Raw genomic sequence first — 17,328 nt, forward strand, 5'->3', positions numbered from 1 at the left:
CGCGTGCACGCGGGGCCGCCGTCCGCCACCCGCACCTCACCTTGCTCGACGCCGCCCCACCTCGCGCATCCCACCCCACCTCGCCCATCCCACCCCACCCCGTCCCACCCCGCCCCACCCCAGCCGAGTGTTGCCAAAAGAGCCATTCGCGCGCCGCGAAGGGCGCCTTTCGCTCCACTCGGCGGGGGTTCGTGGGCGCACAGGCGCGAGTGTGGGCGTGGGCGGGCGCGGGCGTGGGCGGGCGCGGGCGCGGGCGCGGGCGCGGGCGCGGGCGCGGGCGCGCGCCTGTGCGGGCAACCCGCGCCGTCCGGCCTAGTAGTGGTCGAAGCGGCCGGGGAGCACTTCCCACGGCTCGCGACCCAGGTACTCGCAGACTGCAAGGTGCACGCAGTGTTCCACGAAGTAGCGGCGGTGCTCGTCGTCGTTCACGTGGAGGCCGCGGGCGCGCTGAATCGGCACCCTGAACAGCATGATCGTACGAGACTTCCGATCGACCGCATAGAGCAGCGGGTTGCCGCCGTCGCCCGTGCCGGTTGGGGCCGTCTGGAACCCGATCTGCACGTCGGCGAGCTCTTCCGGGAAGTGCGCTTGCAGCAGCTCCACCGCACCGCGCGCGTCCGCCTCGAAGCGGCGCACCCTGCTGTGCGGATCCGGAAGTCCAGGACCGACCATCGCCGAGCGCATCGGACGCCGGCCGTGCCGCCTGGACGCTGTGCGACGCGACGCGCCTTTTCCTCCGGACATGTGCCCAAGTCTACGCGGCGCGGCCCGCTTCCCCTCACGCCGGGCCTCGAGCGAGCGGGCCAGGACGCCGAGTGGCGCCAAAAGTCTCCTTCGTGCCCCGCGAAAGGGAGATTTGGCTCCACTCGAGTGGGGGCTGGGCGCGGGCTCGGCGAGCGAGCGCGAGCGCCCGAGGCGGGCGGGCGCGAGCTCGCGGGCAGGGTCGAGCTCGGGGCGCGAGCGCCCGAGGCGGGCGCTAGCAGGCGCACCCCCGCCGCGCTACCTGGTGTAGACGGTGAGCTCGCCGTCGCGCGGATCCGGCGCGAGCACCGGATACCCCGCGAGGTCGCCCCCGTTGAGGTACCGCACCCCGGCGTGCAGTGGCTCGGTGCTCGTCAGTACCGCGTCGGCCGGCGCCTTCACGGTCACCCCGGATCCGGCCGCAACCTTCGCCGTGATGTCCTTGCCCTTGCCGCTTGCCGCGCGAATCGTGACGGCGGCGTCCTCGTCCCCGGTGTTCACGAGGATGAGCTGACCGCCGCTCACCACTGGCGCGGCGATCGGCGCGTTCGCCGCGGTCGCCGGGGCAGGGGTGAACCAGGCGTAATCGTGCAGACTACGGAGTGTGACGGAGCCGAGCGCACTACCGATCACGGGCACGTCGGACTCGATAATGAGGGCGGTCGCCCCCTCGGGCCACACCGCGACGCTGAGCTCGCCCACCGTGTTGGGCGTCAGCTCGATCACGCCGAGGTCGGTGCTGCGACCCTTGCCGTCGACGGCGCGCACGCTCGCGGTGCCGGGCTCGGTGCCCGGTGCGAGCGCCCGAACGATGACCGGGAACTCGTCGCCCTCACCGGAGTCGGACGGCCCGTGCTCATGGTCGCTGCGGTTTGCCACACCGGGGATCACGAGCTGCGTCTGCGGCTCAACCTGGCGCGTGACCGACGACACGGCGAACGGCTCGATCCCGCTGCTCTGACCCACGCCGAGGCTCGCCGTCACCGGAGCACCGGTGCTGACCACTCGCACGGCGAGGCGCTCGCGGTCGGGCGCGTAGCCGTTGAGCGATACGGTCTGCTCGGATCCGGCCGCGACGAGGACGCCGGCTGACTGCACCGCGTCAACCGGGCCGTTCTCGTCGTACACCGAGAGCTGCACGGTCGCGGGCACGGTCCCGGGGTTGCCGAGGCTGAGCGTGGTCGAAATGCCGAGCGAGCTCGCGCCGCCGATCAGCCACTGCTCGTTGAGGGGCTCGGCGCACGCGCTCGCGGTCACCCCGCGGAGACTCTCCGTGCCCACGGCCTGCACCTGTGCGGCGGCGAGCGGCTCGGCGTTTGGCGCCGACACCACGGTCGGCAGGCCGTCGCCGCCCTCGGCGCGCGTGAGGGCGGACGTCTCCGCCGCGGCACCGGCGACGGTCACGGCGGGCGCTCCGGTGGGGATCGCGGCGCCGGGGCGCTCGGTGTCCGCCCCGAGCACGCTGAACGCGCCGGAGCACACGAGCGTGCGGGTCGTGTTCTGCGTGGTGTCGACGACGACCGGCTCGGGAGCACGCGCCACGCTGGGCAGCGACACGCTCGTGAGCAGGAGCACCGCCGTCGCAGACGCGGCAACAATCATCAGGCCGGTCACGGCTCGGGCGCTTCCGAGCAGGATGCGGGATCGGTCACTCATCGTGCGGCTCCGTCCGTCGGCTCGGCGTCCGGAGCGGTGGTCTCCGCTGCGGCGTCGGCGTCATTCGCGGGGTCAGCTTCGGCGGTGACTGCGGGGGTGGGGGTCGGCTCCTGGCTCGCTGCGGGGGCCGCGTCGGGCACCGCCTCGGACTCCGGATCGGGTGAAGTGTCCGGGGCGGGCTCGCTCTCTGGCACCGCGTCGACCCCGGCGTCGGCCTCGGCCTCGGCCTCGGCTTCAAGGGTCTGTTCCGGATCGGCCATGGGAGGCGTCTCAGCGCGCGCGGGGCGCTCGGGCTCCGCAACCGCCTCGGGAACGCCACTGACGCTGTCGGCACTGTTGGTGCCCTCGGCGCTTGCGACGCTAGCGGTACCCGCCGCATCGTCAGCTGATTCGGGCCCGGCGTCCGCCGCCTCGAAATCAGCGTCCGCGGCTTCCGGAGACGCGGCATCCGCAGACGCCGCATTAGCCGCGCTCGCGCTCGCGGGAGCCGCGGCGGGATCAGCTGCGGTCACACTCGCAGCCGCAGCGGCAGCCGCTGCCGCCGAAGCGCGCTCCGCCGCCTTCGCGGTGCTGCGCCGCTTCCACCGCGACGGCTTGCGGCGGCGCTCAGGCCGGTAGGTCACCTCACCCGTGGGCAGCGCGAGCAGCAGCACACCGAGGAGCACGATGAGCTGGATCACCCAGATGGTCTGCCCGCTGAACGACGTGCCGCCCAGCATCTCGGTCGCGTCGCCCGGCGCAGCGGCGTCCGCCTCGGGGTCGGCAACGCGCCAGAGCAGTCCCTGCTCGGTCTGCCCCGCGCTCACGAGGGAGTCGTGCTGGTCGAAGACCCGCTGCAGCTCCGCCCGCTCAACGTCGTTGCCGTGGTCCGAGAGCAACACGAAGCCGATCCCGGTGTCGCGCAGTTCCGCGCTCAGGTCGGCGCCGCCCACGCTCGCGAGACCGCCGGTGAGATCGGCAATCGCGCGGTCAGCCGCGGTGTTTTCGGGCGTGCGATCGGCGCTGCGGATCTGGTCGAGTCGCAGGCCAGAGCCGGTGACCACTTCGACACGCACCGCGTGCGGCGCCTCCGCGGTGATCGCGAGGGTCTTCGTGCCGGGCTGCGTCTCGCCTGCGGCCTGCACGAGCGCGGGCATCTGCGCCGTCGCGGGGCCGAACGGGACGCGTCCGAGGAAGAGCTGGGTGCCCACCGGAATGACGGCGACCACCGCACCGACGAGTGCGACCGCAACAATCGGGGTCGCGGCGCGGCGGAGCGTCCCCGCCCCCACGGCGGCGAGGCTGAGCACGGCCAGCCAGTACACAGCAAGCCCGGATCCGGTCCACAGCGCAACGCTCTCGTCGCCGAGCACAATGAGCTGCAGCTGGGCCGCGGCGATCGCGGTGAGCATGCCCAGGCCGCCGAGCAGCGCGCTCAGCAGGGTGACCGCAACGCGGCCGGTAAAGATTCCGAGGACCGCGAGCAGCGCGATCGGCAGCATGAGGACACCGACGAGCAGTGTCGCGGGCGGACCGCCCAGGCCGATCCCGTCGAGAATCCCACCCCACCCCTCGAGTCCGAACTCCGGGAATCCGAGCAGCAGGTGCCAGGTGGTGCCCGGGGTGAACGGGAGCACCACGCCGGGGTCGAGCAGAATGTCGAGCGGTCGGCCGGCAATCACGCTCGTAACGATCTTCGGCGCGAAGAGCACGAGCGGCACGAGCGCGGTGGTGAGCACTCGGGCGGCGCCGCGCAGCGTGGTGAACAGCCCCACAATGAAGATGAGGATCGCTGCTGGGAGCAGGATCGGTGCCGCGGCGAGCGCGATGCCGGCGAGCAGCGAAGCCGTGCCCGCCCAGCTCCACGATTCGCGGCTGCGGGTGGCGGCGAGCAACAGCCACGGAAGCACGATCGTGAGGACCAGCGTGGGGAGTCGGCCGGTGTCGATCGAGCCAAGCAGCACGGGGCTCAGGGCGAAGCCGAGCGCGGTGACGGCGCGGCCCGCCCGCGACTCGGTGAGCTGGGCGGCCCAGATCCAGGCGCCCAGCGCGGTGAGCGGGATCGCTGCGATCACGAGCAGCACGATCGCGTGCGAGGGGTTCCAGAAGGTGAGCGAGCCGAGCAGCGCGAGCACCCAGGCGAATGGATCCGCGGGCACGCCGTCGAGGGCGCGCGTGTTCCACCAGAGCTGCCCCAGATCGCTGAGCGGCGCGAGGCCCCCGCCCGCGATGTTCGTGCGCGGCAGCGCCCACCAGGTGAGCGCGATGGTGATGACGAGCGAGGTGGCGAGCACCGCGAGCCCGCCCGAAGAAATAAAGTGCAGTTCGCGGCGCTGCCGACCGGACGAGGCGAGGATCGCCTCGCGATCGATCATGCGCGCGGTGCGCACGCTCTTGGGGTCGATCCGGAGCTGCCTGATCGCCGCCCAACCCGCGGTGTTGTGCGCCCGGATCCTGCGCCTGGACGCGAGGATCGCGTGGGGCCGCAGGAACACGCTCATCGCGGCAACGAACTCGCCGAGCATGTGCCCCGGCTGCTCGCGGATGAGCGCCCAGAGCACCCGGAACAGGCCGAGCAGCGGGAGTCCGAGCCAGGCGAGAAACGCGATCGGGGCGGGTGCGTAGGCGATTCGCCGGTGCAGGTGCGCGGTGCGCGCCTGCCGGTGGGCCTGCCGCAGCACCGATCGTTTGCGGTCAATCCGGGGCCCGGCCACGCCGCTCTGAGCGAAGCGCACGCGCGACGCGGGCGCAACCTCAACGCGGTGGACAGACAGTCGTGCGCGCACGCTGAAGTCGAGGCCGTCGTCGTAGACGGGGAGCGCCGGGTCGAAGCCGCCGAGCTCCTCCCACACGTCGCGGCGCACCAGCATGCCCACCGGGCCCACGCCGAGCACGTCCTGCATGTGGTCGTACTGCTGCTGATCGAGCTCCTGGCGGCGCAGCGTCCACCGCGAGCCGTAGCGCGTGAGGCTCTGCCCGAGCTCGATGATGTGCTCGGGGCGATCCCAGTCGACGAGCTTGGGCCCCGCGACGGCAACGGACGGTGCGCGCTGCACGGCGCTCACAATGTGTTCGAGCGCCGCCGGCTCCGGGCAGGCGTCCTCGCTGAGCAGCCAGAGCCACTCGCTCGTCTCGGGGTCCCCCGCGTCGAGCCCAGCGGCCTGAACGCCCTGCGCCACGGCCTGGCCGAACGAGACGCGCGAGCCAAGCCCGATCACGCGCTCGGCGCCGCTCGTCATGAGCTGCTCGCTCACCCGTTCCGATCCACCGTTGTTCACGGCGATAATCGCAGCGGGCGCGAGGGATTGAGCCGTGATCCCGGCAATGGTCTGGTCGAGCCACTCGCCGCCCTGCTGGGCGACCAAGATGACCGTTACTCTGGTGCGCATATCGGGCTCAGTCTAGGTGCGTCCGGCCCGTGAGCTCTGGAGGCGGGCCGTGTGGCCCTGCATCCGTGAGCTACATTGCCTCGCGTCGCAGGCGGCGGCGTTCACGCTCGGACAGGCCGCCCCAGATGCCGAAGCGCTCGTCGTTCTCAAGCGCGTAGTCGAGGCACTCGGAGCGCACCTCGCAGGTTTCACAGATTCGCTTCGCCTCGCGCGTGGATCCGCCCTTTTCAGGGAAGAACGCCTCTGGATCGGTCTGCGCGCAGAGCGCGTCTGCCTGCCAGGCAAGCGCCTCGTCGTCCTCGCGGACGGTGGGGGTACCCAGGAACACCGGATCAACGAACCAGTTGCTGGGTACCGGAGTGTGCGGTGACTCGCTCATCTCACGCTCCTTTCCTCACTTGCTCCGCGTGTCGAACCAGCGGCTCGACAACGATGCATTAATTACACCGTTGTGATTCGCTCAAGTCAAGCCAGAAAGTGTAAACCCTCAAGGTGCGCTTGAGGGTCGGTGACACGCATTCGTGTCGCAGCTGTGTCACAAGCCGGGCGTGTTCCGGCGGCGTATTCAGCTGAGCGCGAGCCTCAGCCCCAAATCACGAGCATCCGGTACGTCATCACGACGATCGACACCTGCACAACGCCGAGCACCAGATTCGCCCAGCGGGTTCGGTCGACGAGCGCCCAGAACCCCGCCCCCACGGGCAGGAAGAACGCCACGATCAGGTACATCCAAAACTCGAGCGGGTCGCCGGTCGCCGCGTTCCCGGCGAATGGGGCCGCGATCGAAATGACGATCTGGGCGAGCAGCATGAGCGCCGTGACGAGCGCGGCGCCCATGGTGAAGTCGTTGGGCCCGCGCTTTCGGGCGGTCTCGACGAAGCTCAGCACAGCACCGAGCCCCGCGACAACCATGAGTGCGATTCCGTAGCCCGTGATCATGCGCCGGCCTCCTCGGTGGGTGCCGCGCCCGGGGTCCGGGCCAGGGTGCCGGATCCGCTCACCGCGTCGGGCGTCGGGAAGTTCGTGACCACGCGGGTGCGACCCCCGGAGACCTCAACGAGGCCCACCAGCCGGCCGTCCGGAGCCGTGGCCGCGACGAGCTTCGCGTTCTCCACGCCCGGCACTGCCACCCGCTTCCCGTGGCCGAGATCTGTGGTCTGCTCCGCGGTGAGCGCCAGCCCCGGGAAGAGCGCAAGCGCCACCGCAGCCGGCTCGAGCAGGCGCACGCGCTCCCCGGCGACAAGCTGCTCGATCGTGCCGGCGTCGGCGACCGAGAACGGGCCCACCTCGGTGCGCCGCAGCGCCGTGAGGTGCCCGCCGAGCCCGAGCGCGGCCCCGAGGTCGCGGGCAAGCGCGCGAATGTAGGTGCCCGTGGAGCACCGCACCGTGGCGTCCACGTCGATCACGGCGGTGCCGTCGGCCTCGGTCGCCGCGCGGGGCGCGCCGATTGTGAACTCGTGGATCGTGACCGGGCGCCGCTTCAGCTCGACGGTCTCCCCCGCACGCACTCGATCGTAGGCGCGCTGGCCGTCTACCTTGATCGCGCTCACCGCGCTCGGGGCCTGCTCGATCGCCCCCGTCAGCACGGCAACCGCTGCCGCAATCCGCGCGGGATCGGCGAGCACCGCGGCCACGTCCGCCGGAGCCGCGGCCGAGATCCGGTCGCCCTCCCGGTCGTCGGTCACCGTCGCGGTGCCGAGCCGGATCGTGGTCGTGTAGGTCTTGTCGAGTCCCACGAGGTGGGTCAGCAGCCGCGTCGCGGGGCCAGCGCCCAGCACGAGCAGCCCCGTCGCCATCGGGTCAAGCGTGCCGGCGTGACCGACCTTGCGCGTGCCGAGGGCGCGGCGTGACTTCGCGACGGCGTCGTGACTCGTCCACCCCTCCGACTTGTCAAGCAACAGGATTCCGCCCTGCGGCGGCAGTGAAATCGGAGGATGCGACACCACACCAGCCTACCCGTCGCGCCGATGTCATCATTTCGGGTGATGCGCTGCCAGCCGCTCGCCCGCGAGGCTGGAAGCGTGAAGAAACCACTCAACCATCTCCTCGTCTCAGCATTCGTCTACGCGGGCCTCGGCGTCGCCTCCGGGCTGTTCTACCGCGAGTTCACCAAGCTCAACGGTTTCCCGGAGGGAGCGTTCACCCAGCTGGGCCTCGCTCACACGCACCTCCTGTCGCTCGGGTTCTTCCCGTTCCTGATCCTGCTGGGGCTCGAGCGCGCGTTCACGTTCTCCGCGTCGCGCAAGCGGTTCGGCTGGTTCCTCGGCCTGTACCACGCCGGCGTAATCCTCACCTCGGCGATGCTGATCGTGCACGGCTGCCTCACCGTGCTCGGCCTTGAATCGTCGGCGATGATCTCGGGGATCGCCGGGCTCGGCCACATGGCGATCACCGCGGCGATCATCGTGCTCTTCCTCGCGCTCCGCACGGCGGTGCGCGGCGTTGAACGCCCCGCGGCCGTAGCCGCCTAGCCCTGCGGAGGTCGGCACCAAGCCCCGCTGGGTCCGCCGCGCCCCGCTGGGCCCCACCGTAGACTGTGACGGATGGACACCACCGGGATCGCGCACGCCCTGAACGCTTGGTTTGCCCGCGCGGCGCGACCCCTGCCCTGGCGGGATCCGGCGGCCACACCGTGGGCGATCCTCGTGTCTGAGTTCATGCTGCAGCAGACCCAGGTTGACCGTGTGCTCCCCCGCTGGCTGGCCTGGCTCGAGCGCTGGCCCACGCCCTCCGCGCTCGCGGCCGATCCGCCCGGCGAGGCGGTGCGCGCCTGGGATCGGCTCGGGTACCCGCGCCGCGCGCTCTGGCTGCACCGCGCCGCCGTGGAGATCGCCGAGCAGCATGGCGATCAAGTGCCGTCCGATGTCGACCAGTTGCTCGCACTCACCGGGGTGGGGCCCTACACGGCGCGGGCGGTCGCGACGTTCGCGTTCGGAGAGCGGCACCCCGTGGTCGACACCAACACGCGGCGCGTGATCGCGCGGCTCGTGCACGGGAGGGCCGCCGCAGGGATGCCGGCAGCGAGCGACCTCAGCGATATGGCCGAGCTGCTCCCCGCGGAGCCCGCCGACGCGGCCACGTTCAACGCCGCCGCAATGGAACTCGGCGCGATCGTGTGCACGGCGCGGGCGCCGCGCTGCGACGAGTGCCCGCTGATCGCCTGGTGCGAGTGGCGGGGCAGCGGGTACCCGGACAACGCGCCGGCCAAGCGCCCCACGCAGGCGAAGTTTGAGGGCAGCGACCGGCAGGCCCGAGGCCGGGTGATGGCGCTGCTGCGCGCGGCCTCCGGACCGGTGACGCGGGAGGCCGCCACTGCGGCAGCGGCTGGCGCCGTGGGCGGCGCCGGCGGCCCCGGGGGCTCTGGGGGCTCTGGGGGCTCTGGCCGTGGCGGCTCAGGCGCCGGCAGTAGCGACTCTGGCGCTGGCGTAACCGCCGCGGCCGACACCGACCAGGCGCGGCGCGCGGTGGATTCGCTCCTGAGCGACGGGCTCGTGATCAGCGAGGGCCCCGAGCTGCGGCTCCCCTAGGCTTCGCGCCGCCGCTTTCCGCGGTGCGGCCGCGAGGGGCGTGCGGGTTCTCACCCACGAGCGGCGGGTTCACGCACGAGTGTGCGGCTCCACTGCCGCAGCGAAGCCGCACGCTCGCCACGAAGCCGCACACTCGTGAGCTGGGGCGACGGGTCAGGGCGCTGCTGCACTGAGCAGAACCGGGCAGAGCACAACAGCGCACGGCAAGGTCAGGCGGTGTGGGACCCGGATCGGTAGTGCACGAACAGGCCGCTCCGCCGCCACGAGCGTGCGAGTTCACGCAGCACGAGCGGCGCGTTCGCCAACGAGCGGCGCATTCACGCGCGAGCGTGCGGCTCCACTGCCGCAGCGAAGCCGCACGCTGGCCACGAAGCCGCACACTCGTCGGGGAGATACAGCGCCGCGCTCGGGCGAACCAGGATGGCAGCGGCAAGGCGCGGCCGAGCACGGAAAGGTCGAGCGCAGCGGAGCCCCGGCCGGGCAGGATCCACGAGCGGCGGGTTCACGCACGAGCGTGCGGCTTCGCTGCGGTAGCGAAGCCGCACACTCGCCACGAAGCCGCACACTCGTGCGTGCACGCAGAGCAGGCAGGGCGATGCAGAGCGGGGGGCGACCCGACAGAACGAAAACGGCACGGCCGAGCGCGGCGCGGCCGATCACGGCGCGGCGCGGCCGAGCACGGCACACAGCCGAGCGCCGCCACACCGAGGTGCGACGCGCACAGCTCACACAGCCGGTGACCGCCCAGCTACACCGCCGCGTCGGGCACCGCGCACGTAACCGCGCCGCAGCAACCGCGCCCGGGGAGCACTAGCGCGCGTCTTCCTCCGCGTCGGACTCCTCGTCGCGGGGTTTCGTGTAGGGATCGGCGTCGCCCGCGAAGGTTGCCCCGGCGGCCAGCGCCGCGGATTCCTCGTCGCGGCGCTTCGCCTCCGCGAGCAGCTCGCTCAGGTGCTGGGCGCTCTCGGGAAGCTCATCGTGGATGAACTCGAGCGTGGGGGTGAGACGAGTGCCAAGCTGCTTGCCCACCTCGGTGCGCAGCATGCCGGTCGCAGCCTTGAGTGCCGCGGCCGTGTCGGTCTGCTCCTGCTCGTCGCCGAAGACCGTGTAAAACACGCTCGCCTGCTGCAGGTCACCGGTGACGCGCACGTCGGTGATCGTCACAAACCCGAGGCGCGGATCCCGCAGCCCCTTCTCCAGGCGCCGGGCGATGATCTGCTGGATCCGCTCGGCTACCTTTCCCGCACGTGGATTACTCATGCGCCCAGCCTACCGCGACCCGGTCAGGAGTCCCAGCGGCGGCGGCAGTGTCGGGGAAGCCGCCGGACAGCGGCTCCGAGTTCGGGATCGGCGCCCCGCATCAGCCCGCACACTCGTAAGATGCTGAGTATCCCCCTTTTCGCACCGCATCACTGGAGCCCCCATGACGCTGCCCCCGAACCCAAGCGACCCAGCCGCCAACCAGCCGCCCAGCGGCGCTGACACCCCGGCCCCGGCGCAGCCGCAGGCCCCGGGGCCCGAGCAGCCCGCGGCGCCCCAGTACGCACAGCCCCAGCAGCCCGCGCCCCAGTACGCGCAGCCGCAGTACGCGCAGCCCCAGTACGCGCAGCCCCAGTACGCGCAGCCCCAGTACGCGCAGCCCCAGTACTCCGCACCCCAGCAGCCCCAGCCGCAGACGTGGGCCCCACCCTACGCGCCGGAGCCGGGCCCCGGCGAGCCGTTCGACGGCGCCACCGACCCGGCCGACATTGAGCGCCCGCTCTACGGCGCTACGTTTGGCCAGGCGATCGCCCGGTTCTTCCGCGGCTACGCGAAGTTCTCGGGCCGCGCGTCGCGGAGCGAGTACTGGTGGGCGATGCTCTTCGCTGGGCTCACCCGGATCGCGTGCCTCATTCTCATGGGCATCGGCGCAATCGTCGGCGCCGCGTGGGAGCAGAATCAGCCGTACTCGGCTTCTTACTCTGGCGGCCAGGACTTCACCCGCTCCGGCCCCGAGGGCATCACCGACTACGCACCGGCGGCGTTCCTCTTCTTTGCCGGGGTGATCCTCTTCGTCATCGTCGGGCTCGGCCTCCTGCTCCCCAGCCTCGCGATCTCTTGGCGCCGCCTGCACGACGGCAACTTCGCGGGCCCGCTCTGGTTCATCTCGCTGGTCCCCTACGGCGGGATCGCAGTGTTCGTGCTGACCCTGCTCCGCTCGAAGCCGACGGGGCGCCGCTTCGACACGCCTCGAGCCTGGCCGGCCTCCGCATGACCGGTGCGGGGGATCCGGAGCAGCGCCTGCGCACGCTCCGGCTCCTCCGCAGCGTGCGGGATCGCATCGACCGCGAGTACGCGAGCCCGCTCGACGTCGCCGCGCTGGCCCACGGCGTGGGGTTCTCAGCCGGGCATCTCAGCCGGGAGTTCCGGGCCACCTACGGTGAGTCCCCGTACAGCTACCTGATGACCCGGCGGATCGAACGCGCGATGACGCTGCTGCGTCGCGGCGATCTCAGCGTGACCGAGATCTGCTTTGCCGTGGGCTACGGCTCCCTCGGCACGTTCACCACGCGGTTTACCGAGGTCGTGGGCGTCTCCCCCGGCAAGTACCGCCGGGAGGCACCACTCGCGGGGCTCCCGGGAATCGTCACGATGCGCGCCACGAAACCGGTCAGGAATCGAGAAGTTCCGCCCCGCTCACGCGAGTAGCGTGACCGGCATGAACATCAACATTCACGCAACGTTCCTGCCCCACACCGACCCCGAGGCCTCGCTCGCGTTCTATCGCGACGTGCTGGGCTTCGAGGTGCGCAACGACGTCGGCTACGAGGCGATGCGGTGGATCACCGTCGGCCCCGCGAACCAGCCCGACACATCGATCGTGCTCACCCCGCCCGCGGTGGACCCCGGCCTCACCGACGACGAGCGCCGCGTGATCGGCGAGCTGATCGCGAAGGGGTCGTACGCTTCGATCGTCTTTGCGACGGACGATCTCGACGGACTGTTTGCGCGCGTCGAGGCGTCAGCCGCCGAGGTGCTGCAGGAACCGATGGCACAGGACTGGGGCACCCGCGACTTCGCATTCCGCGACCCCGCCGGCAACACAGTCCGCGTGCAGCAGCTCTAGCGCAGGCGCCACACACCGCCACACACCACCGCGCCGCTCCACCGCGCACGCGCACCACACCACACACGCGGCACGCCACCGACACCCACAGACGCAGCGGGGGCCGGGCTGGAATCCCAGCCCGGCCCCCGCCGGTGATACATCAGCTCACGCTAGTCGCGCTGCTTCTCCACCATCTCGGTCGTCTCAATCTCGTCGCCGATCTGGATGTCGTTGTGCTTGCCAAGTCCGATACCGGCCTCGAAGTCAGTCTTGACCTCGGTGACGTCGTCCTTGAAGCGGCGCAGCGACTCAATGGCCAGGCCATCGGCGACCACGACGCCCTCGCGGATCACGCGCGCCTTTGCGTTGCGCGTGATCGTGCCGGAGCGCACGATGACACCGGCGATGTTGCCGAACTTCGACGAACGGAAGACCTCGCGGACCTCCGCAACACCCGACTGCTTCTCCTCGTACTCGGGCTTGAGCATGCCCTTGAGCGATGCCTCAATGTCGTCGAGTGCGTTGTAGATGACGTTGTAGAAGCGGATGTCGATGCCCTCGCGCGCAGCGCGCTCGCGAGCCTTGACGTCGGGGCGCACGTTGAAGCCGATGACGATCGCGTTGTCGATCGTGGCAAGATCCACGTCCGACTCGGTGATCGCACCAACGCCGCGGTGCAGGATGCGCAGCTGGACCGAATCGTCCACCTCGATCTTCATGAGCGACTCCTCGAGCGCCTCAACGGCACCCGACACGTCACCCTTGATGATGAGGTTGAGCGACTCAACCTTGCCATCCTCAAGCGCCTTCGTGAACTCTTCGAGGCTGATGCGCTTGCGGGCCTTGGCCAGCTGAGCGTTGCGCTCGGCCGCTTCACGCTTCTCAGCGATCTGACGGGCCGTGCGGTCCTCGGGGGTCACGATGAAGTTGTCACCGGCGCGCGGGACACTCGAGAGGCCCTGCACCTGGACGGGACGCGACGGGAGCGCTTCGAGGACGGCATCGCCGTTCTCGTCGTGCATCGCACGCACACGACCGTAGGCCGTGCCCGCAACGATCGCGTCGCCCACGCGGAGCGTACCCGACTGGATGAGCACGGTTGCCACCGAGCCGCGGCCCTTGTCGAGCTTCGCCTCGATCGCCACACCGCGTGCATCCTTGTTGGGGTTTGCCCGCAGGTCGAGACCGGCGTCCGCGGTCAGCAGCACCGCGTCGAGCAGCTCGGTGATGCCGACGTTGTTCTTCGCCGACACGTCGACGAACATGACGTCGCCGCCCCACTCTTCGGAGACGAGGCCGAACTCGGTGAGCTGCTGGCGCACCTTCTCCGGGTTCGCGCCTTCCTTATCGATTTTGTTGACCGCGACCACGATCGGCACGTTGGCCGACTGCGCGTGGTTGAGCGCCTCGATCGTCTGGGGCATGATGCCGTCGTCTGCCGCGACCACGAGGATCGCGATGTCGGTGACCTGCGCACCACGGGCACGCATGGCGGTGAACGCCTCGTGGCCCGGGGTATCGATGAAGGTCAGCGCGCGCTCGACGCCGTCGTGCTCGGTCGATACCTGGTAGGCACCGATGTGCTGGGTGATACCACCGGCCTCGCCGCCACCGACGTTCGCCTTGCGGATCGCGTCGAGCAGTCGCGTCTTACCGTGGTCGACGTGGCCCATCACGGTCACGACCGGCGGACGCGCCTGGAGCACGTCGTCGCCCTCTTCCTCGAGCTCGCTCTCAATGTCGATGTCGAAGCCCTCGAGCAGCTCGCGATCCTCGTCCTCCGGGGAGACGACCTGGATGCGGTAGCCGAGCTCCTCGCCAAGGATCTGGAACGTTGCCTCGTCGAGCGACTCCGTGGCGGTCGCCATCTCACCGAGGTGGAACAGCACCGTCACGAGGTTCGACGCGCTCGTGTTGATCTTGTCGGCAAAGTCCGAGAGCGACGCGCCGCGGCGCAGTCGGATCGCGGTGGTGCCGTCGCCGCGGGGTACGCTCACGCCGCCGAGTGACGGCGCCTCGCGCATCTCAAATTCTGCCCGCTTCGCCCGCTTCGACTTGCGTGCCTTGCTCTTGGAGCCGCCACGACCGAACGCGCCAGCGGTGCCTGCACCGCGGCCGCCACGACCGCGACCGGCGAACCCGCCGCCCGGACGGGGACCAGCGAAGCCGCCGCCGGGTGCACCGGCGCCGCCTGCACCGCCGCCGGGACGGTTAAACCCGCCGCCGCCGCCGCCGGGACGACCTGCACCGCCGGGGCGACCGGGACCGCCTGGACGGCCCGCACCCGCTGCACCCGGCTGGGGGCGCGCTGCGGGACGGGGGATGTTTCCGGGCGTGGGGCGAGCGCCGCCGCCACCGGGACGACCCATGCCCTGGTTGGGGGCGAAGGGGTTGTTGCCGGGACGCGGGGGACGCGGGATCCCCATGCCCTGGCTCGACGCGAAGGGGTTGTTGCCCGGGCGGGGACCGCCGGGCTTGGGGCCGGGCTTTGAGCCGGGCTTTGCGGCGCTTCCGGGCTTTGCCGGGGCGCCCTTGTCGGCCGCACCCTTCTCAGCCGCACCGTCTGCCTCAGCAGCGGGCGCCTCAGCAGCCGCGGGAGCAGCCGGAGCTGCCGCCTCGGGAGCAGCCGCCTCGGGGGCCGCCGGGGCGGGCTCCTCGACGGGGGCCGCGGGCTTGGGGCCGGGCCGGGGGCCGGGCTTCTGCGCCGCGGGACGCTTGGGGGCTGCGGCGGGCGCAGCAGCGGGGGCGTCGCCGGCAGAGCCGGTCACGCCATCGGCAGCGAGTGCTGCCTTGACCTTGCGTGCAACCGGGGGTGCAACGCTCGACGAGGACGCTTTCACGAACTCGCCCATTTCTTTCAGCTTGGCCAGAACGACCTTGCTGTCGACACCGATCTCCGCAGCGATCTCGTGTACGCGTGGGTTAGCCACTTTTCTCCTGTCTGGGTTCACGCCAGACAGGCGAGAACCAAAATTACTGGACGGGTCTCATCGTGAGCCGCTCATTAGTTGTCCATGTGTGTTTTCAGCCTGTTCTCTAAAGGGCCTGCATCGGGCTTACCCGACACACGCAGCGCCCGCGGAAAGACTCCGCGCGTCACCGCCAGTTTCAGACACTCTGTCGTGGGATGCACCCACGCACCTCGCCCGGGAAGCACCGCGCGATCATCAACACAGAGTTGACCATCACGCACCACCACTCGAAGCAGAGACGTGCGCGAGGCGCGCGTACGACACGCTACACAGGTCCGAACCGCATCCATCCTACCAGCTTCCCACACTCCGCACGGGGCGCTGCGCTGTGAACACGCCTGCCTCCCGAGTTTCCCCGGGAGGCAGGCGTGTGTGGGCGGGGTGCGCCCGCGCGTGTGCGGCGAGTCGGCTAGGCCCGCTTCGCCTCGACCACCCGCGCGGCGCGGCGCCCGAGCATCGAAACGAGCAGGTTAATCACCAGGTACACGGCCGCCCCAACGAACCAGAACGTGAACTGGTACTGGTTTCCGAAGAACGTCGACAGGTTGGTCACCGTCCGCAGGAGCTCGTAGTAGCCAACGATGTAGCCGAGGGAGGTGTCCTTCAGCAGCACCACGAGCTGCGCCATGATGATCGGGAGCATCTGCGTGAACGCCTGCGGCAGCTCGATCAGCAACCGCGTGCGCGTCGGCGTGAGCCCGATCGAAAGCCCGGCCTCGCGCTGCCCCTTCCCCAGCGAGATGATTCCAGCGCGGAGCGCCTCGCCCAGGATCGAGCCGTTGTAGACCACGAGCGCGATCACCACGGCCCAGAACGCCCCGGTCGACGCCACGAGCAGGATAAACAGCATCATCAGCAGCACGGGCATCCCGCGGAAGAACTCGAGCACCACCGTCACCGGGACTCGGATCAGCGGGTTCGTGGCGAGCCTGCCGAACGCGAGGAGCACCGCGAGGATCAGTGCGCCGACCATCGCCACGAGCGCTGCCGCGAGGGTCGCGCCGACGCCGCGTGCGATCTGCTCCCACACTCGAACATCGCCGAGGGGTTCCCATCGCTCGGGCGCGAGAATCGGCAGCGTCTCGGCGCCGTTCGCCGCGACCTGTGGGATCGACAGGCGGTACACAATCCAGCCGAGCAGACCGAGCAGCGCGAGGATCCCGACCACCGAGATGAGCCGCGAGCGCGTGCGCGCCTTGGGGCCCGGTGCGTCGTAGAGCACGGTAGCTTGAGCAGTCATCGCAGCACCCGCACCTTCTTCTCGATCCGGCCGGCGATGAGGCCGAGCGGAATGGTAATCAGCAGGTAGAAGCAGGCGACGCCGACCAGGATCGGGATCACCGCGTTCCCGTGATTGTTCGTGAGGATTCGCGCCGTGCCAAAGAGCTCAAGCACGAAGAAGCCGCCGGCTACCGAGGTGTTCTTCGTCAGGGCGATGAACACGTTGATGAGCGGCGGTACCACCATGCGGAGCGCCTGCGGCAGCACGATCAGCGTGAGGGTCTGGCCGAAGCCGAGTCCGATCGACCTCGCCGCCTCGGCCTGGCCCACCGGGACACCGTTGATGCCGGATCGGAGTGCCTCGGCGATAAACGGGGAGGTGTAGATCGCGAGCGCGATCACCGCCCGGATCTCGTAGGGCGGCAGGTTCGTCGCGATCAGCGGCAGGACGAACGTCATGAAGAAAAACACGAGCGTGAGCGGGATGTTCCGCACCAGCTCGGTGTAGGCGACGGCAAAGCCGCGCAGCGACGCCACCGGCGAGATGCGCATCGTGGCCACCAAGAGGCCAATAATCGTGGCGCCCAGCCCGCCAAAGACGAGCAGTCGCACGGTCGTGAAGAACCCGGTCAGCACGCCGTCGAGATTGTCGATCAGCACGTTCATGTGTCCCACGCTCCCTTCCAGTCAGATCGCTCTGAGGTGTGGTCAGGCCGAGTCGTCGACCGGGCCGGGAAGCCCGGCCCGGCCGACGA

16 protein-coding genes are annotated in these 17,328 nt (G+C 70.5%); 5 read left to right on the forward strand and 11 right to left on the reverse strand.

Annotated elements, in window-relative coordinates; all coding sequences use genetic code 11:
• Window positions 1-312 precede the first annotated feature (312 nt).
• The 6 genes from EV139_RS08550 to truB form a co-directional block, all read right to left on the reverse strand.
• The gene (locus tag EV139_RS08550; RefSeq protein WP_237464479.1) at window positions 313-672 is read right to left on the reverse strand and encodes a metallopeptidase family protein; all 360 of its coding nucleotides are present in this window, start codon (window positions 670-672) and stop codon (window positions 313-315) included.
• Between the two features lie 327 nt (window positions 673-999).
• Window positions 1,000-2,397 carry a DUF5719 family protein gene (locus tag EV139_RS08555; protein WP_130453885.1) on the reverse strand — a complete coding sequence of 466 codons (1,398 nt, stop codon included), beginning with the start codon at window positions 2,395-2,397 and terminating at the stop codon, window positions 1,000-1,002.
• A complete protein-coding gene (locus tag EV139_RS08560) occupies window positions 2,394-5,765 on the reverse strand; it encodes a glycosyltransferase (RefSeq protein WP_198677505.1) in 3,372 nt (1,123 codons plus the stop codon). Before EV139_RS08560 ends, EV139_RS08555 begins: the two co-directional genes overlap by 4 nt.
• Window positions 5,766-5,835: 70 nt before the next feature.
• Complete coding sequence (locus EV139_RS08565) at window positions 5,836-6,144, reverse strand: WhiB family transcriptional regulator (RefSeq protein WP_130453886.1); 309 nt, start codon at window positions 6,142-6,144, stop codon at window positions 5,836-5,838.
• Between the two features lie 203 nt (window positions 6,145-6,347).
• Window positions 6,348-6,704: a hypothetical protein gene (locus EV139_RS08570; protein WP_130453887.1), complete on the reverse strand. Its 357-nt coding sequence runs from the start codon at window positions 6,702-6,704 to the stop codon at window positions 6,348-6,350.
• A complete protein-coding gene (truB, locus tag EV139_RS08575) occupies window positions 6,701-7,708 on the reverse strand; it encodes a tRNA pseudouridine(55) synthase TruB (protein WP_130453888.1) in 1,008 nt (335 codons plus the stop codon). Before truB ends, EV139_RS08570 begins: the two co-directional genes overlap by 4 nt.
• A 78-nt stretch (window positions 7,709-7,786) precedes the next feature.
• Here truB and EV139_RS08580 point away from each other — a divergent pair, with 78 nt between their 5' ends.
• Both EV139_RS08580 and EV139_RS08585 read left to right on the forward strand, forming a co-directional pair.
• Complete coding sequence (locus tag EV139_RS08580) at window positions 7,787-8,236, forward strand: DUF2871 domain-containing protein (protein WP_241989003.1); 450 nt, start codon at window positions 7,787-7,789, stop codon at window positions 8,234-8,236.
• A gap of 72 nt (window positions 8,237-8,308) precedes the next feature.
• Complete coding sequence (locus EV139_RS08585; RefSeq protein ID WP_130453889.1) at window positions 8,309-9,292, forward strand: HhH-GPD family protein; 984 nt, start codon at window positions 8,309-8,311, stop codon at window positions 9,290-9,292.
• Window positions 9,293-10,102: 810 nt separating this feature from the next.
• Here the strand turns inward: EV139_RS08585 and rbfA are convergent.
• The gene (gene rbfA / locus EV139_RS08590) at window positions 10,103-10,552 is read right to left on the reverse strand and encodes a 30S ribosome-binding factor RbfA (RefSeq protein WP_130453890.1); all 450 of its coding nucleotides are present in this window, start codon (window positions 10,550-10,552) and stop codon (window positions 10,103-10,105) included.
• A 163-nt stretch (window positions 10,553-10,715) separates the two neighbouring features.
• On the opposite strand from rbfA, the gene EV139_RS08595 reads away from it, so the two are divergent.
• From EV139_RS08595 to EV139_RS08605, 3 genes are read left to right on the forward strand one after another with little or no spacing between them, the layout of a single operon-like run.
• A complete protein-coding gene (locus EV139_RS08595) occupies window positions 10,716-11,546 on the forward strand; it encodes a DUF805 domain-containing protein (protein ID WP_130453891.1) in 831 nt (276 codons plus the stop codon).
• Window positions 11,543-11,980, forward strand: a complete 438-nt coding sequence (locus EV139_RS08600; RefSeq protein ID WP_130453892.1) for a helix-turn-helix transcriptional regulator — start codon at window positions 11,543-11,545, stop codon at window positions 11,978-11,980. Before EV139_RS08595 ends, EV139_RS08600 begins: the two co-directional genes overlap by 4 nt.
• A gap of 10 nt (window positions 11,981-11,990) precedes the next feature.
• Window positions 11,991-12,398, forward strand: coding sequence for a VOC family protein (locus tag EV139_RS08605; RefSeq protein ID WP_130453893.1), 408 nt, complete (start codon window positions 11,991-11,993; stop codon window positions 12,396-12,398).
• A 152-nt stretch (window positions 12,399-12,550) separates the two neighbouring features.
• On the opposite strand, the gene infB is transcribed toward EV139_RS08605, so the two are convergent.
• The 4 genes from infB to EV139_RS08625 form a co-directional block, all read right to left on the reverse strand.
• The gene (gene infB / locus EV139_RS08610; protein ID WP_130453894.1) at window positions 12,551-15,310 is read right to left on the reverse strand and encodes a translation initiation factor IF-2; all 2,760 of its coding nucleotides are present in this window, start codon (window positions 15,308-15,310) and stop codon (window positions 12,551-12,553) included.
• A 74-nt stretch (window positions 15,311-15,384) separates the two neighbouring features.
• On the reverse strand, window positions 15,385-15,642 hold the full coding sequence (locus EV139_RS08615) for a YlxR family protein (protein ID WP_130453895.1): 258 nt from the start codon (window positions 15,640-15,642) through the stop codon (window positions 15,385-15,387).
• A gap of 119 nt (window positions 15,643-15,761) precedes the next feature.
• A complete protein-coding gene (locus EV139_RS08620; protein ID WP_130453896.1) occupies window positions 15,762-16,592 on the reverse strand; it encodes an amino acid ABC transporter permease in 831 nt (276 codons plus the stop codon).
• The gene (locus EV139_RS08625; RefSeq protein WP_130453897.1) at window positions 16,589-17,239 is read right to left on the reverse strand and encodes an amino acid ABC transporter permease; all 651 of its coding nucleotides are present in this window, start codon (window positions 17,237-17,239) and stop codon (window positions 16,589-16,591) included. Before EV139_RS08625 ends, EV139_RS08620 begins: the two co-directional genes overlap by 4 nt.
• Window positions 17,240-17,328: the final 89 nt, after the last annotated feature.

Origin of the sequence: Leucobacter luti (assembly GCF_004217175.1) — a bacterium.
In the GTDB taxonomy this organism is placed as follows: Bacteria; Actinomycetota; Actinomycetes; order Actinomycetales; family Microbacteriaceae; genus Leucobacter; species Leucobacter luti.

What these genes read in the sequence shown, in the direction of transcription:
- EV139_RS08570 (WP_130453887.1), bottom strand. Translation starts at nt 6,704, where the DNA reads ATGATCACGGGCTACGGAATCGCACTCATGGTTGTCGCGGGGCTCGGT.
- EV139_RS08600 (WP_130453892.1), top strand. Translation starts at nt 11,543, where the DNA reads ATGACCGGTGCGGGGGATCCGGAGCAGCGCCTGCGCACGCTCCGGCTC.
- EV139_RS08625 (WP_130453897.1), bottom strand. Translation starts at nt 17,239, where the DNA reads ATGAACGTGCTGATCGACAATCTCGACGGCGTGCTGACCGGGTTCTTC.
- EV139_RS08555 (WP_130453885.1), bottom strand. Translation starts at nt 2,397, where the DNA reads ATGAGTGACCGATCCCGCATCCTGCTCGGAAGCGCCCGAGCCGTGACC.
- EV139_RS08620 (WP_130453896.1), bottom strand. Translation starts at nt 16,592, where the DNA reads ATGACTGCTCAAGCTACCGTGCTCTACGACGCACCGGGCCCCAAGGCG.
- rbfA (WP_130453890.1), bottom strand. Translation starts at nt 10,552, where the DNA reads ATGAGTAATCCACGTGCGGGAAAGGTAGCCGAGCGGATCCAGCAGATC.
- EV139_RS08585 (WP_130453889.1), top strand. Translation starts at nt 8,309, where the DNA reads ATGGACACCACCGGGATCGCGCACGCCCTGAACGCTTGGTTTGCCCGC.
- EV139_RS08605 (WP_130453893.1), top strand. Translation starts at nt 11,991, where the DNA reads ATGAACATCAACATTCACGCAACGTTCCTGCCCCACACCGACCCCGAG.
- EV139_RS08560 (WP_198677505.1), bottom strand. Translation starts at nt 5,765, where the DNA reads ATGCGCACCAGAGTAACGGTCATCTTGGTCGCCCAGCAGGGCGGCGAG.
- EV139_RS08550 (WP_237464479.1), bottom strand. Translation starts at nt 672, where the DNA reads ATGGTCGGTCCTGGACTTCCGGATCCGCACAGCAGGGTGCGCCGCTTC.
- EV139_RS08565 (WP_130453886.1), bottom strand. Translation starts at nt 6,144, where the DNA reads ATGAGCGAGTCACCGCACACTCCGGTACCCAGCAACTGGTTCGTTGAT.
- EV139_RS08595 (WP_130453891.1), top strand. Translation starts at nt 10,716, where the DNA reads ATGACGCTGCCCCCGAACCCAAGCGACCCAGCCGCCAACCAGCCGCCC.
- EV139_RS08615 (WP_130453895.1), bottom strand. Translation starts at nt 15,642, where the DNA reads ATGGATGCGGTTCGGACCTGTGTAGCGTGTCGTACGCGCGCCTCGCGC.